At 45.4% G+C, this 13,326-nt stretch carries 16 protein-coding genes and 1 riboswitch; of the genes, 12 read left to right on the top strand and 4 right to left on the bottom strand.

Annotation, left to right across the window (positions count from 1 at the left end; all coding sequences use genetic code 11):
* The first annotated feature begins 25 nt into the window (after positions 1-25).
* The 8 genes from ACIHKT_RS04450 to ACIHKT_RS04415 all read left to right on the top strand — a co-directional run bounded on the left by ACIHKT_RS04450 (position 26) and on the right by ACIHKT_RS04415 (position 6,257).
* The gene (locus ACIHKT_RS04450; RefSeq protein ID WP_086035730.1) at positions 26-625 is read left to right on the top strand and encodes a sigma-70 family RNA polymerase sigma factor; all 600 of its coding nucleotides are present in this window, start codon (positions 26-28) and stop codon (positions 623-625) included.
* 38 nt (positions 626-663) lie between these two features.
* Complete coding sequence (locus tag ACIHKT_RS04445; protein ID WP_086035729.1) at positions 664-939, top strand: zinc-ribbon domain containing protein; 276 nt, start codon at positions 664-666, stop codon at positions 937-939.
* 69 nt (positions 940-1,008) lie between these two features.
* Complete coding sequence (locus ACIHKT_RS04440) at positions 1,009-1,248, top strand: DUF1858 domain-containing protein (RefSeq protein ID WP_086035728.1); 240 nt, start codon at positions 1,009-1,011, stop codon at positions 1,246-1,248.
* Between the two features lie 63 nt (positions 1,249-1,311).
* Positions 1,312-2,001: a class I SAM-dependent methyltransferase gene (locus tag ACIHKT_RS04435; RefSeq protein ID WP_086035727.1), complete on the top strand. Its 690-nt coding sequence runs from the start codon at positions 1,312-1,314 to the stop codon at positions 1,999-2,001.
* A gap of 21 nt (positions 2,002-2,022) precedes the next feature.
* Positions 2,023-2,793 carry a Nif3-like dinuclear metal center hexameric protein gene (locus ACIHKT_RS04430; protein WP_086035726.1) on the top strand — a complete coding sequence of 257 codons (771 nt, stop codon included), beginning with the start codon at positions 2,023-2,025 and terminating at the stop codon, positions 2,791-2,793.
* A gap of 34 nt (positions 2,794-2,827) precedes the next feature.
* Complete coding sequence (locus ACIHKT_RS04425) at positions 2,828-4,588, top strand: NFACT family protein (protein WP_086035725.1); 1,761 nt, start codon at positions 2,828-2,830, stop codon at positions 4,586-4,588.
* A gap of 19 nt (positions 4,589-4,607) precedes the next feature.
* On the top strand, positions 4,608-5,816 hold the full coding sequence (locus tag ACIHKT_RS04420; RefSeq protein ID WP_404352842.1) for a hypothetical protein: 1,209 nt from the start codon (positions 4,608-4,610) through the stop codon (positions 5,814-5,816).
* Positions 5,817-5,846: 30 nt separating this feature from the next.
* The gene (locus tag ACIHKT_RS04415) at positions 5,847-6,257 is read left to right on the top strand and encodes a hypothetical protein (RefSeq protein WP_086035723.1); all 411 of its coding nucleotides are present in this window, start codon (positions 5,847-5,849) and stop codon (positions 6,255-6,257) included.
* 74 nt (positions 6,258-6,331) lie between these two features.
* On the opposite strand, the gene ACIHKT_RS04410 is transcribed toward ACIHKT_RS04415, so the two are convergent.
* From ACIHKT_RS04410 to asd, 4 genes are read right to left on the bottom strand one after another with little or no spacing between them, the layout of a single operon-like run.
* Positions 6,332-6,790 (bottom strand): ACT domain-containing protein, encoded by a 459-nt coding sequence (locus tag ACIHKT_RS04410; protein ID WP_086035722.1) that lies wholly within the window; start codon positions 6,788-6,790, stop codon positions 6,332-6,334.
* Between the two features lie 15 nt (positions 6,791-6,805).
* A complete protein-coding gene (gene dapB / locus ACIHKT_RS04405) occupies positions 6,806-7,558 on the bottom strand; it encodes a 4-hydroxy-tetrahydrodipicolinate reductase (RefSeq protein WP_086035721.1) in 753 nt (250 codons plus the stop codon).
* Positions 7,559-7,588: 30 nt separating this feature from the next.
* Positions 7,589-8,479: a 4-hydroxy-tetrahydrodipicolinate synthase gene (dapA, locus tag ACIHKT_RS04400; protein ID WP_086035720.1), complete on the bottom strand. Its 891-nt coding sequence runs from the start codon at positions 8,477-8,479 to the stop codon at positions 7,589-7,591.
* 22 nt (positions 8,480-8,501) lie between these two features.
* Positions 8,502-9,581, bottom strand: a complete 1,080-nt coding sequence (gene asd, locus ACIHKT_RS04395) for an aspartate-semialdehyde dehydrogenase (RefSeq protein WP_086035719.1) — start codon at positions 9,579-9,581, stop codon at positions 8,502-8,504.
* A gap of 121 nt (positions 9,582-9,702) precedes the next feature.
* Positions 9,703-9,879: riboswitch (Lysine riboswitch) on the bottom strand.
* 130 nt (positions 9,880-10,009) lie between these two features.
* Between asd and queA the strand changes: the two genes are divergently transcribed.
* The 4 genes from queA to ACIHKT_RS04375 all read left to right on the top strand — a co-directional run bounded on the left by queA (position 10,010) and on the right by ACIHKT_RS04375 (position 13,292).
* Entirely contained in the window at positions 10,010-11,056 is a 1,047-nt protein-coding gene (queA, locus tag ACIHKT_RS04390; protein ID WP_086035718.1) for a tRNA preQ1(34) S-adenosylmethionine ribosyltransferase-isomerase QueA, read from the top strand.
* 39 nt (positions 11,057-11,095) lie between these two features.
* A complete protein-coding gene (tgt, locus tag ACIHKT_RS04385) occupies positions 11,096-12,226 on the top strand; it encodes a tRNA guanosine(34) transglycosylase Tgt (RefSeq protein WP_086036845.1) in 1,131 nt (376 codons plus the stop codon).
* Positions 12,227-12,323: 97 nt separating this feature from the next.
* On the top strand, positions 12,324-12,758 hold the full coding sequence (yajC, locus tag ACIHKT_RS04380; protein WP_086035717.1) for a preprotein translocase subunit YajC: 435 nt from the start codon (positions 12,324-12,326) through the stop codon (positions 12,756-12,758).
* Positions 12,759-12,881: 123 nt separating this feature from the next.
* Complete coding sequence (locus tag ACIHKT_RS04375) at positions 12,882-13,292, top strand: TIGR04086 family membrane protein (protein ID WP_157658932.1); 411 nt, start codon at positions 12,882-12,884, stop codon at positions 13,290-13,292.
* Positions 13,293-13,326: the final 34 nt, after the last annotated feature.

Raw genomic sequence — 13,326 nt, 5'->3', positions numbered from 1 at the left:
AAAGTACTTGGATAGGCGGTCTGTAATGATTGATAAGGCGAAATCCGAGAAAAAAAGATTATCTGCATATACAGATGCACAGCTTTCTTCTCTTATAAAAGAAGGAAATTCAGATGCTTTTGTGGAATTAACCGCACGGTATGTGGAGCTGATTCGTGCAAAATCCGCTCCTTTTCATGGTACTTTCCTAGACCATGATGATTTTTACCAGGAAGGCTTATGGGGACTGTATACGGCGGCCTGTACCTATCGTACAGACAAGGGAAGCCGCTTTTCTACCTATGCCAGCATTTGCATACATAATCGCATTTTAATGGCATACCGAAACGCAAAATGTGGGCGTAATCAGCCTCTGGATGGGTTTGTTTCTCTCAATGAGGAAATCAATCTTTCCGCGTCAGATACTGCAAACCCAGAGGCCCAGTATTTATCAAAAGAACGTCTGCAGCAAGTACATTTTGCAATACAGAATATGCTGACCGAAATGGAACAAAAGACTTTGCATCTCTACTTAAATGGATGCAGCTATGCGGAGATTGCACAGAAAATGCAAATCACGCAAAAGGCTGCAGACAATGCACTGCAACGGGTACGTCAGAAATTAAGAAAGCATTCTGAATTTTAAATATTCATTGTTGAACGAAATATTATGAGGATTTTCTTATGTATGAAGATAAAGTACTAATCTGCAAGGATTGTGGAAAAGAATTTGTTTTTACTGCAGCGGAACAAGAATTTTACGCAGCTAAAGGTTTCACCAATGAACCTAAGCGCTGTAAAGAATGCCGTGAAAAGCGCAGAAATAATGCACAGGCATCATGCAAATTGTACCCGGCTGTATGTGCAAACTGCGGAAAAGAAACACAAGTGCCTTTTCAGCCTCATGAGGGCCGACTTGTTTACTGTAAAGAATGTTTTGAAAAAATGCGGAAAAAATAAAGTCGTTCCAATGTGCGTTTTTGCCTCGGGAACTTTCCCGGGGCTTTTTTAAAACAAGGAGGATGAAAAATGGTCGTAACGAAAGATTCTATTATCGGTGACATCTTGGACGCAGACAATTCAACCGTTCCTTATTTCCTACAAATGGGTATGTATTGTCTTGGCTGTCCTGCTTCCCGCGGTGAAACATTGGCGCAGGCATGCGCCGTCCACGGCGTAGATGTGCAGGAACTGGTCCAGGTCTTAAATCAGCATCTGTCCGGTAAAGAACCGGCAGATACAAATGACGCGGAAAACACAGAACAATAAAAACTGACTTTACCGTCCGGTATTTCATTTGTTTCCGGGCGGTATTCCTTTTGGAGCCTAAGCATGAAAGAATCTGATATTCATCTGGGAGAGCGGCTGCACCTTTGTGCCTCTTTTGTACGGGAGGGCACGCGTTTGTGTGATGTGGGAACGGACCACGCCTACCTGCCCATCTGGCTAGCCCTGCATAACCGCATCATTTCTGCACTTGCCTGTGACGTGCGGGAAGGACCTTTGTCCACCGCCAAATCAAATATTTCACGCTTCCATCTGCAGAAACTGATCACGCCGCGTCTTTCGGACGGGCTGCGCGCTGTTCAGTCGCAGGAAGTGGAGGACATTGTCATTGCCGGAATGGGCGGAGATTTGATTGCTAGAATCGTTACGGAAACTCCTTGGCTGTATCATCCGGAAAAGCTTTTGATTCTGCAGCCAATGACAAAGCCATCTCATCTGCGCGCCGCAATGGCAGGGCGGGGATTCACCCTTTTACAGGAAGAAGCCGTTTACGATGAGCACAGAGTCTATACAGTGATGAAATATCGATACCTCCCACGGGAATGTAAAGAAACGGATTCCGTACAAATTTATACAGGTGCACTTACGGGAAAAAACGCAGCAGAACGGGAGTATCTGCTGCGGCAGAGCCACTATCTGCAACAAAAGCTGTTTGGTTTACTGCGCGGCGGGGACTCGCCACAGACAAAAGTCCTAGTGGACGCACTGCAAAAAATAGAAGATATGTGCCTTTGAAAACGGAAAGGAAGTGAAAACATGACGACAAGCGGAGATATTTATAATTTTATTGATTCTTTTGCCCCTTTTCAGTCGGCTATGGATTTTGATAATCCTGGATTATTGGTAGGGGACAGAAATACGCCAGTGCAGACTGTACTGTTTGCACTGGATATTACCCCTGCGGTTGTAGAAGAAGCCAAGAATCGACGTGCCCAATTAATTGTCAGTCATCATCCTGTCATTTTTAATCCCCTTCGTCAGTTGAAAAATGGGTCTGCACCTTATCTGCTGGCGCAGTATGGAATCGACGCCATCTGTGCCCACACAAACCTTGACATGGCAGAAGGCGGCGTAAACACCGCATTGGCCAGCCAGTTGCAGCTAAAAAACGTACATACGCTAAAAGAATACCGGCCCGGATTTTCAGAGGCTCTGATGGGGGAGCTTGACCACCCGCTTTCCCCAGCGGCCTTTGCCGCACAGGTAAAACAACAGCTGCATTGTAGTGGCCTGCGCTATACAAATGGCCTGCGCCCAATTCGCATCGTTGGCCTATGCAGCGGGGGCGGAACAGATTTGCTGTATGATGCGGTTGCTGCCGGATGCGAGGGCTTTGTCACTGGCGAAAGCAAGCATAACCTGCTTTTGGATGCGGAACAGCTGCAGCTGACGCTAGTGGACGCGGGACATTATGAAACGGAAGTAGTCGTTTTGGAGCCGCTGATACAGCGTATTTCCATACATTTTCCCGCATTAAACTGTGTAATCAGCCAAACCATGCACAGTCCTGCAGTTTGCATTTCTTAAACATGTATTTTGATATAGAAGGGAAGGGAGAAGCATGGCCTTAGACGGCGCCTACCTGCATCATTTAAAAAAGGAATTGGAAACATCCGTGCTCGGTTGTAAAGTAGACCGCATTTATCAGCCAAACCGCGACGAACTGTTTCTATATATGCGCAGTCGGGAAGGTACACAAAAGTTGCTGCTTTCTGCACGCGCAAACAGTGCCCGCATCCATTTAGTCAAGCAAACGCCGGAAAACCCAAAATATCCGCCAATGCTTTGCATGCTCCTGCGTAAGCGTTTGACAGGTGCACATTTGGTGCAAATTCGTCAGCCCGGCCTTGAGCGTGCATTGCTCCTTGATTTTGATGGGACCAACGAACTTGGTGACACCATACGGCTCACTTTAGCTATTGAAGTCATGGGGCGCTATAGCAACATTATTTTTATAGATGAGAATGGTAAAATTATAGATGCTCTAAAACGAGTGGACGCCGAAATGAGCTCGGAACGGCTGGTACTGCCGGGCCTTACCTACCATTTACCACCGCCGCAAAAAAAGCTGTGTTTATTGGAAGTAGCACCACAACAGATATTGTGTCAAATACAATCCCTCCCTGCAGAAATGCAGCTTCATAAAGCGCTGCTGCACACATTGCAGGGGCTGTCACCGGTCGTCTGTCGTGAAATTCAGTTCCGCGTTGGGCATGGTGCAGATGTCTTTATTCATCAAATGACACCGGCACAGCAATCAGCTTTGCTGGATATATTATTGCGGCTACAGGAAATCATTATCAAACAGACCGGTGTTCCTGCTATGGCAGTTGGACCACAAAAGCCATTGGATTTTTCTTTCATACCAATTCAGCAGTATGGTAACCGTGCAAAGTGTGCCATTAAATCCAGTTTCTCAGAGTTACTGGACTCTTTCTACGGTGACAGGGACCGTATAGAACGTATGCATGTCAAAAGCCAGGACCTGCTTCGAATCCTTACAACGGCGACCGAGCGCATCAGCCGCAAAATCAACAATCAGCGTGCTGATTTAAAAAAATGCGCCAAACGCGATGAGCTTCGTATCTGCGGTGACCTATTAAATGCAAATCTTTATCGTATCTCAAAAGGCAGCACGAGCGTACACCTGGAAAATTTCTATGAAGAGGGGCAGCCTTTGGTAACCATTCAGTTAAACCCGGCGCTATCCCCAAGCCAAAACGCACAAAAATATTATAAGGCTTATCGAAAGGCACGTACTGCAGAGGACATCTTAACCGTGCAAATCCAAAACGCAGAGGCTGAGCTTGCTTATTTGGATTCCGTATTCGAGGAACTTTCCCGCGCGGAAAAAGAGTGTGATTTAAACGAGATTCGGTCCGAACTTGCGGAAGAGGGATATATCCGTCGCCCTAAAAATAAGCGGCAGAAAGATATTGCCTCCAAACCGCTGCAGTTCACGACCAGTGACGGTTTTCATGTGCTGGTTGGCCGCAACAATCGGCAGAATGACCAACTAACGCTGAAACAGGCTCACAAAAATGACATTTGGTTTCACACACAAAAGATTCCGGGTTCCCATGTTATTCTTGTGACGGACGGAAAGGCGCCGACAGATAAAGCTATTCTGGAAGCCGCCTGTCTGGCTGCTTATCACAGCCGCGGAAAAAGTGCCACAAAGGTCCCTGTTGATTATACGCTGGACCGATATGTCAGCAAGCCAAAAGGGGCCAAACCTGGAATGGTTATTTATGTGAATCAAAAAACTTTGTATGTGACACCCAACACTGCCCTTGTTAAACAGCAGATTCAACAAAACTGAAACAGCAGGGAGTATATCTATGAAAAAGCTAATGATACTTCTTGACCATAACCCAGCAGAGGAGGGGGCCTTGCCTTTCCTGTTGCCGGAGCTGGCTGCTGAACAGCAGCGTTTCTCTGTTTCCTTGTTCTCTTCCAGCAGGATGGATGGGCTGGATTTATGCGGGCTGCCTATATCTTCTTTTTGCCAGAAGAAAAGAGGAAACCGGTTGCTTTATTTTTTGCCAAACCGGACAAAGACAATTTATCGTCGGCTTTTAAAGGAAAACAATACATCAGGTTCACAAAAACAGTCCGAAGAAGACATTCGCCAATTTTTGTTTCAGTCAGAAATGCTGCGCCGATGGCTGGAAAAGAAAGGTACCTTTTCTTCATGGGAGAATTGCGTTTACTATACATATTGGTATGGAATCGGGGCAATGGCACTTGTATTGGAAAAGCTACGATTTCCAAATTTAAAAATTGCAACGCGCGTGCAGGAATCCGACTTTGCTATGGCTAACTGTTTTTTTCAGCAGCGGATGTTTCCTTATCTCAATCTGATTGCTTTTTCTTTCCGCGGCAGTCGGGACATATTCTGCCAAGAAAGAAATATTAAAAAAAGAGGAAACATTAAAATTTCTTATATGGGTGTACCGGACCGCGGATTGAATCCGCCCGGTAAAAAAGGTACACCTTTGCAGCTTTTATCAGAGGACTACACTGAAAATGCAGAGCTGCATCTGCAGAAAATCGCACAAGCTTTAGCTTCCATAGACTTTCCGATACACTGGTGTCACTGCGGTTTAGATGCGGATATTTTGGAGCAACAAGAAAAAACATGTCGCTCTTTTTTGTCTGATACGGACAATGTTGTATGGAAAACAAAATGTTTTCACTCGGGGGAAGAACGGTCTGCCTATTTCCAAACGCATTTGATTGATTTGTACTTAACCTTTCCTCAAAATGAAAAGCAAGCTATACTTGTAATAGAAGCCTGTTCTTATGGTATACCAACAATCGCTGCTTCTACATTAAACTTTATCACGGAAATCATCAATCCAGGTATTGGCTATCTGCTGCCCGCCAAACCTGAAAGCCAACAGATTGCACAGGTCTTACAAGACTATCACCGTGCTTCATTTACCATGCAGGCAAGTCTTCGCTTAAATGCACGTCAAATATGGTTTAATTCATTTAACAGTAAAAAGAATGACGAGAAATTCGCAAAAGCACTTTTTAGTTTATAAGTTATAAAAGGGCAAAAGGGGGACCTCACTTTGGCAGAAGAGAATACACCCGAACGCAAGTCAGAATTGGATGAAGCCAATCAGCTGAAAGATGAAATCATGCAGGGCCTGCAAGTCGGTGAGCCCGCAGAGCGGATCCTGTTAAAAGCAGTCCATGCATTGGCGCTCATGGACAATGACAGTGTTTCTTATGAAGAAGCCAAACGTACGTTAATTGCCATCTATGGCGACACGCTGGGACAAAAAGTTCCGTTGGAAATAGAACTTGAAGAATTCACAAAACGTTTGAAAAAAATCAAAGTTTTTTATCAAAAAGCTAAAGCCAATGAAAGCGAAGAACCGGATACACTAGCCCGCGCACTCAATTCTATTCGTGCGCATGAAAGACGGATTGATTACCTAAAGGACCGGCTCAGTAAACAGAAAAGCAAAAAAAATTGAAGATACATTTCAGCCCTTTCTTTACGAAAAAGAGGAGATGAAATGTATCTTCCTTTTTAATGAATCCTTTGTTTTCAGTCAAGTGCTTTTTGCAGGGCCTCTAAAGTGGTACCAAAGTCCGCTTCCGTTACCAGCACCGAAATATCCACATCAGAAGTGGTCACAATTCGTATATCAGTATTCACTGTAGAAATGGCGGCAAATACTTTTGCGGCAACACCAGGTGTGTTCACCATGTTCTGGTCAAAAACATTAATTTTACAGTTACCACTGCTGACAATCGTTTTTATCTTCGATTTTTTCTGCAGGGAAGAGGTAAACTTTAAAATTTTCCCAAGGTCTTCATCATTGATTGTAAAAGAAACTGCTGTACTGGAGCCGTGATTCGGTGAAAGCGAAATCATGTCAACGTTTACTCCAAGCTCAGAAATTTTCACAAACACATTTGCCAGAAAAGCCGGATTTGCTGGACAGTTTTGCAGTGTAACCAGTGTGATTTCACTGGTCGTTTGAATTGTTTGTTTTGCTGCCATCTCTACTTTCACTCCTTATTTCAGTAAGTCGGACATATCATAAAGACCCGCAGCTTTTCCCGCTAAAAATGCGGCTGCATTTACAGCACCAGCGGCAAATACCTCTTTTGACTGTGCAGAGTGAGAGATTGTAATAACTTCATGATTCCCAGCAAACATTACTTCATGTTCACCAACAATGGTTCCGCCACGAATGGAATGAATTCCTATTTCAGAAGGTTCCCGTTTCTTTCGCTGGGAATGCCGGTCATAAACATAGTGCATATCTTCTCCGCGCGCCTGAGAAACCGCATCTGCAATCATCAGCGCTGTACCGCTGGGTGCATCAATTTTTTGATTATGATGTTTCTCAATAATTTCTACATCAAAATCCGGTCCTAAAACCTTTTCCGCTTTTTTACTCAGTTCTATTAGCAAATTGATGCCAAGTGACATATTGCGCGAATAAAAGACCGGAATGGTTTTGGCAGCCTTTTTCAGTGCTTCCACTTGGCTGCTGTTATAACCTGTGGTGCACAGGGCCACAGGAACCTTGTTTGCTTCTGCATAGTCCAACAGCGGCAGCAGGGCAGAGGGGTTAGAAAAATCAATGACCACATCAACCGGTACATTCACTTTTTCCGGAGAAGAAAAGACCGAAAATCCGCAGTCATCGCACGGGCGCAAATCCACTCCGCCGACTGCCTGCATATCTTCACGGGAAGCCAGCATACTTGCGACAACATGGCCCATTCTTCCGCCGCAGCCGCTGATTAAAACATTCATCATCGCTTTTTACATCCCATTTCTTTCAAAATATTATAAAATTAGGCCATACCGTTTAAGGACCGATGCCAATTCTTTCTTTGCTGCATCGTCCATTTCCACTAAAGGCAGCCGGCAGATTCCACAGTCATATCCCATCATGCGCAGTGCTTCTTTCACCGGAATCGGGTTAATATCCATAAACAGCGCATCCATCAGCGGTAGATATTTTGCCTCCAACGATGCAGCTTGTTTCGTATCCCCATCTAGATAAGCTCTGCACAGCTCGTGCATCTGGTGGGGCAAACAGTTAGCGAACACTGAAATAACACCTTTTCCGCCAAGCGAGAGCATCGGCAGTGCCTGGTCATCATTCCCGGAATAAACATTAAAATTATCTTTGCATAAAGAAATCGTGCGTGCCACAGAAGTAATGTCGCCATTGGCTTCCTTCACGCCATTAATCATCGGATGCTTCGCAAGAATCTGATAAGTTTCCGGCTTCACATTCACTCCTGTACGGGAAGGAACATTATAAATAATAATAGGTTTGTTTACTCTGTCAGCAAGATAAGTGTAATGCGCAATCAATCCGTTTTGAGAAGTTTTATTATAGAAGGGTGTCACTACCAGCAGTGCATCGGCACCGGCTTCCTGTGCTGTTTTGCAAAGCTGCAGCGCGGTTGCCGTGCAATTACTGCCTGCACCCGCGATAACCGGCACACGTCCCGCCACTTTTTGAATACCACGCTGAAGAACCTTCTTATATTCTTCCGCAGTTAAAACCGGAGATTCACCTGTAGTTGCGCACAAAACGACAGCATCCGTTCCGCTGGAAAGGTGCAGCTCCAGCAGGCGATCCAGCATTTCATAGTTTACAGACCCGTCCTGCGAAAAAGGGGTAACCAACGCAACCGCAGAACCAGTAAAAATGGGATGTTTCATCAGAAATGCCTCCAAGATAAATTTAATCCAAATAGCCCTTCGCTGCCAGCAGCTCGGCCAGCAGCACCGCACCGCCGGCAGCGCCGCGCAGTGTGTTATGGGACAAACATACAAACTTAATGGTGTACTGGCTGTCTGGGCGCAGACGTCCAATCGACACAGCCATGCCGTTTTCCAAGTTGCGGTCCAGACGCGTCTGCGGCCGATCCTCCTGATGGAAATAATGCAGGAACTGTTTAGGTGCACTTGGCAATTTTAGCTCCTGCGGCGCTCCCTTATAGGACTCCCACCGTTCAATGATTTCTTCCATGCTGACCGGCTTTTCAAAAGTAGCAAAAACGGCAGCGGTATGTCCGTCCGAAACAGGTACACGCAGGCACTGAGAAGTAATATTCGGCTCCACAGCGTTTACAATCTGCCCGTTCTCAATATGTCCCCAGATTTTCATAGGCTCATTTTCACTTTTGCCTTCTTCACCGCCGATGTAGGGAATGACATTGTCCAGAATCTGCGGGAACGTTTCAAAAGTTTTGCCTGCGCCGGAAATTGCCTGATAAGTGCAAGCTAGGACTTTTGTCACGTGTAAATCCATCAGCGGCTGAATAGCCGGTACATAGCTCTGCAAGGAACAGTTGGATTTCACCGCAATGAAGCCGCGTTTTGTGCCCAGGCGTTTACGCTGAACAGGAATGATTTCCGCATGGTCCGCATTGATTTCCGGAATAATCATCGGGACATCTGGTACTAAACGGTTGGCGCTGTTGTTGGAAATAACCGGACATTCCTGTTTGGCATATAACTCTTCCAGTGCCTTCGTAGCATCTTTCGGCATATTGACTGCACAAAAAACGAAGTCAACCAAGTCAGTGACTTTCTCCACATCTTTTTCAGCGTTGAAAATCACCATGCTTTTCATAGATTCAGGCATTGGTGCTTTTATCAGCCAGTGGTCGCCTACGGCCTCTTCATAGGTTTTTCCCGCGGAACGTGCACTGGCTGCGAGGGCTGTAACATGAAACCATGGATGATTTTCCAGAAGCGTAGCAAAACGCTGCCCAACCATACCTGTTGCACCGATGATTCCAACACTAAACTGCCTCATTTTTACAAAAGCCTCCTCAAGGGTATGAAAAAATCTGGGGATCAGAAATGAAAAAGACCGGTTGCAAACCGGTCGTCATGCTCTTATAATAGAGAGGTTCGGCAAACGTATTATTGAACTGCTTGCCGATAGCGCTCCATCATAATTCTATGACGACAGTTGAGTCGATGTTTCACACACTCAACCAGGAATTGCTGTTCCAAGCCATCCCTTCGGCGAATTTTCCTTTTACAGACTGTCACCGGCTTTGGCAGCCTCAAGCTCTGCTACTCTTCAAATCCGCGCCTCTATCTTCTGCCTATCATAGCAGACTTGTTATTAGATGTCAATTTATTTATAATAAAGAAAACATAATGAAACAGCCGTATTTCATAAATTTTCTAAAAGCTAAGAAGCACAGCTTTTAGTCATACTTTTAGGAGAAAGATATGCAATTAGACCTTAATAATTTACAGACAAAAGACTTCTATTACGACCTGCCCAAAGAACTTATTGCGCAGACTCCGGTGGAGCCGCGTGATGTTTCCCGTCTATTGACTTTGAATAAAAAGACGGGGGAAATTGCCCACTGCCATTTTCATGATATTACAGACTGGCTTCATCCAGGTGACTGCCTTGTTCTGAACGATTCCCGTGTACTTCCCGCGCGTATTTATGGTATTAAAGAAGACACTGGTGCCCGAGTGGAGTTTTTGCTGCTGACAAATCAAGGGAACGATACATGGGAAGTTCTGTGCAAGCCGGGGAAAAAGGCAAAAATTGGAACACACTTTTCCTTTGGGGACGGTCTGCTGAAGGCCGAAGTCATTGACGTACACGATGACGGAAACCGTATTGTGAAATTTTCTTACGCCGGCAGCTTTTTCTCAATTTTGGATCAGATTGGGCAGATGCCTCTGCCGCCGTACATCAAAACAAAGCTAAAGGACCAGGAACGCTACCAGACTGTTTATTCCAAAGAAGTCGGTTCCGCCGCCGCACCAACCGCCGGTCTGCACTTTACAAAGGAACTGCTGGAAAAAGTAAAAGCAATGGGTGTAAAAGTGGAATTTGTCACCTTGCATGTCGGGCTGGGAACATTCCGTCCAGTAACTGCAGATAAAGTAGTGGACCATAAAATGCACTCTGAACATTATTATCTGCCGCAGTCCACTGCCGATGTTATCAATGAAACGAAAAAATCCGGAAATCGTGTGATCGCTGTCGGTACCACCAGCTGCCGCACACTGGAAAGTGTCGCTGCAAAAGAAGGCTGTATAAAGGAAAGTGAAGGCTGGACCGACATTTTCATATATCCGGGATTCCAGTTTAAAGTTCTGGACGGACTCATTACAAACTTTCATCTTCCAGAAAGCACACTTATTATGTTGGTCAGCGCCTTTGCCGGCTATGACCATATTATGAATGCATATAAGGTTGCTGTGCAGGAAAAATACCGCTTTTTCTCTTTTGGAGATGCCATGTTCATATATTAATTGCGCAAAATTTTTATTTTGTATAAAGGGTCTGAATCTATGTATACACTTTTAAAACAAGAGGGGCTTGCACGCAGGGGCACTTTTCAAACACCACATGGTACTGTTCAAATGCCGGCTTTCATGAACGTTGCTACCGCGGGTGCTATTAAGGGCGCTGTTTCTGCGTTGGATTTAAAGGCTGTTCACTGTCAGGTTCAACTGTGTAACACCTATCATCTGCATCTGCGCCCGGGAGATGAACAAGTTTATCAGCTTGGCGGTCTGCAGCGTTTTACCCGCTGGGATGGCCCAATTTTAACTGACAGCGGCGGCTTTCAGGTTTTCTCGCTGGCCAAGCTTCGGAATATTACCGAAGAGGGCGTCACCTTTGCTTCCCATATTGATGGGCATAAAATCTTTATGGGCCCAGAGGAAAGTATGCGTATTCAATCGCATCTTGGCAGCACAATCGCCATGGCTTTCGATGAATGTATGCAAAATCCTGCAGAATATGATTATGCAAAACATTCGGTAGAGCGCACAACGCGCTGGCTTCACCGCTGCAAAGCAGAGCTTACCCAGCTTAATGCGCAGCCTGACACAATCAACCCGCAGCAGATGCTCTGGGGGATTAACCAGGGAAGTGTCTATGATGACCTGCGTGTGGAGCATATGAAACAAATTGCGGAACTTGATTTGCCTGGGTATGCGATTGGGGGGCTCGCCGTAGGGGAAAGTGCTGACATAATGTACCATATCCTTGAAGTGCTGAACCCTTATATGCCCAAGGATAAGCCGCGTTATCTGATGGGGGTTGGTACGCCCGCCAATATTTTAGAAGGTGTGCGCCGCGGCGTTGATATTTTTGACTGTGTAATGCCTACCCGCAACGCCCGCCATGGACACGCCTTTACTATGGAAGGTGTTCGCAATCTGATGAACGCGAAATATGCACTGGACCAAAATCCGTTGGAGGAAGGCTGTCAATGCCCAACTTGTCAGCACTTTACCCGCGCCTACATTCATCACTTACTGAAAGCTAGAGAAATGCTTGGAATGCGGCTAATGGTTTTGCATAATCTTTACTTCTATAATACCTTCATGGAGAAAATTCGTGCAGCGCTGGATGCCGGAAATTTCGATGAATTCTACCGCAGCCATATTGATTCCGTCAGCCGAAGAATATAACGGATTTTATTTCTGCTGTAAGATTTTATAATTTTTCTTGCAAGCCCGTCCAGGAATTGATATAATAAATACATTCACTTGGAGGTGCTGAAAGAATATGTTTAACCCTGTATTTCTATCTTCTTCCGCTGCCAGCTCAGCAAACAGCTCGTCTGCTGCACTTGTTACCTTTGTACCCATCATCCTACTGTGCGTATTGATGTGGCTGGTTATGCGTCCTTCAAGCAAGCGGCGCAAAGAAGAAGAGAAAATGCGCAAAAACGCGCAGATTGGCGATGATATTACAACAATCGGCGGCATTTGCGGACGTATTGTCGGTATCAAGGAAGATAATGATTCCCTGATTATCGAAACCGGTACAGACCGCATCAAGCTGCGCATTAAGCGCTGGGCAATTGGCAGTGTCGACACCGTACATGATGCACCGGCAGAGCCACCCAAAAAGAAGAGAAGGTTTTTCGGAAAGAAAGAAGATGCAGAGGATTCTGCTGCAAAGTCAAAAGAAGAGAAGCTGGAACAGCAGGTCAAGTAAAATGTTTGAAAACAGAACGAATCTTTTCTTCTAATTCTTCTAAAAAACCAACTAATCAGAATACTGAAACAGCTTCCCTCATAGATTATCTGCAGAAGGATAATGGTGGGGGAGGCCTTTTTTATGAAAACCAGCCGGACGATTGCTTTAAAACCTGGAACTCTTTTATTTCGCTCTATCCTAACTGGCACCGTTGGTGGCGCGGCTATTTGTGCTTTGCTTCTGCTTTTGGCAGCGGCAGCGGTCCAGTCCAGCGGACAGTTGCCACAAGATTTGCTGCAGCCAATGATTCTGATTATCTCCGCAGTCAGTGCCTTCTTTGCTGGTCTTTTTGCAGGAAAAGTCAGTCACCGCAGGGGACTGCTGCTTGGAATGGGCTGTGGTATGCTTTTGTTCTTGCTGTGTCTGATTGGCGGTGCAGTGAATTCACATGATGTCCTTAGCATTTCCTCTCTTACTCGTATGATGGTCATGGTTTTGTCTGGAGCGCTGGGTGGATATCTTGCCATTTACCGTCGGTCAAAAATCAGATAATCTGATAAATTTCTTCCTTTCACTTTGGATTTGT

The organism is Caproicibacterium sp. XB2, from assembly GCF_044880635.1.
Lineage (GTDB): Bacteria > Bacillota > Clostridia > Oscillospirales > Acutalibacteraceae > Caproicibacterium > Caproicibacterium lactatifermentans.
Note: the sequence above shows the minus strand (reverse complement) of the source record. Positions and strands in the feature narration are given on the sequence as shown.

Bases quoted from the DNA above. Each gene is read 5' to 3' on its own strand.
- ACIHKT_RS04445 (WP_086035729.1), top strand. From the start codon at position 664: ATGTATGAAGATAAAGTACTAATCTGCAAGGATTGTGGAAAAGAATTT.
- queA (WP_086035718.1), top strand. From the start codon at position 10,010: ATGCAATTAGACCTTAATAATTTACAGACAAAAGACTTCTATTACGAC.
- ACIHKT_RS04450 (WP_086035730.1), top strand. From the start codon at position 26: ATGATTGATAAGGCGAAATCCGAGAAAAAAAGATTATCTGCATATACA.
- ACIHKT_RS04435 (WP_086035727.1), top strand. From the start codon at position 1,312: ATGAAAGAATCTGATATTCATCTGGGAGAGCGGCTGCACCTTTGTGCC.
- yajC (WP_086035717.1), top strand. From the start codon at position 12,324: ATGTTTAACCCTGTATTTCTATCTTCTTCCGCTGCCAGCTCAGCAAAC.
- dapA (WP_086035720.1), bottom strand. From the start codon at position 8,479: ATGAAACATCCCATTTTTACTGGTTCTGCGGTTGCGTTGGTTACCCCT.
- dapB (WP_086035721.1), bottom strand. From the start codon at position 7,558: ATGATGAATGTTTTAATCAGCGGCTGCGGCGGAAGAATGGGCCATGTT.
- asd (WP_086035719.1), bottom strand. From the start codon at position 9,581: ATGAGGCAGTTTAGTGTTGGAATCATCGGTGCAACAGGTATGGTTGGG.
- ACIHKT_RS04375 (WP_157658932.1), top strand. From the start codon at position 12,882: ATGAAAACCAGCCGGACGATTGCTTTAAAACCTGGAACTCTTTTATTT.
- ACIHKT_RS04420 (WP_404352842.1), top strand. From the start codon at position 4,608: ATGAAAAAGCTAATGATACTTCTTGACCATAACCCAGCAGAGGAGGGG.
- ACIHKT_RS04440 (WP_086035728.1), top strand. From the start codon at position 1,009: ATGGTCGTAACGAAAGATTCTATTATCGGTGACATCTTGGACGCAGAC.
- ACIHKT_RS04430 (WP_086035726.1), top strand. From the start codon at position 2,023: ATGACGACAAGCGGAGATATTTATAATTTTATTGATTCTTTTGCCCCT.
- tgt (WP_086036845.1), top strand. From the start codon at position 11,096: ATGTATACACTTTTAAAACAAGAGGGGCTTGCACGCAGGGGCACTTTT.
- ACIHKT_RS04410 (WP_086035722.1), bottom strand. From the start codon at position 6,790: ATGGCAGCAAAACAAACAATTCAAACGACCAGTGAAATCACACTGGTT.
- ACIHKT_RS04425 (WP_086035725.1), top strand. From the start codon at position 2,828: ATGGCCTTAGACGGCGCCTACCTGCATCATTTAAAAAAGGAATTGGAA.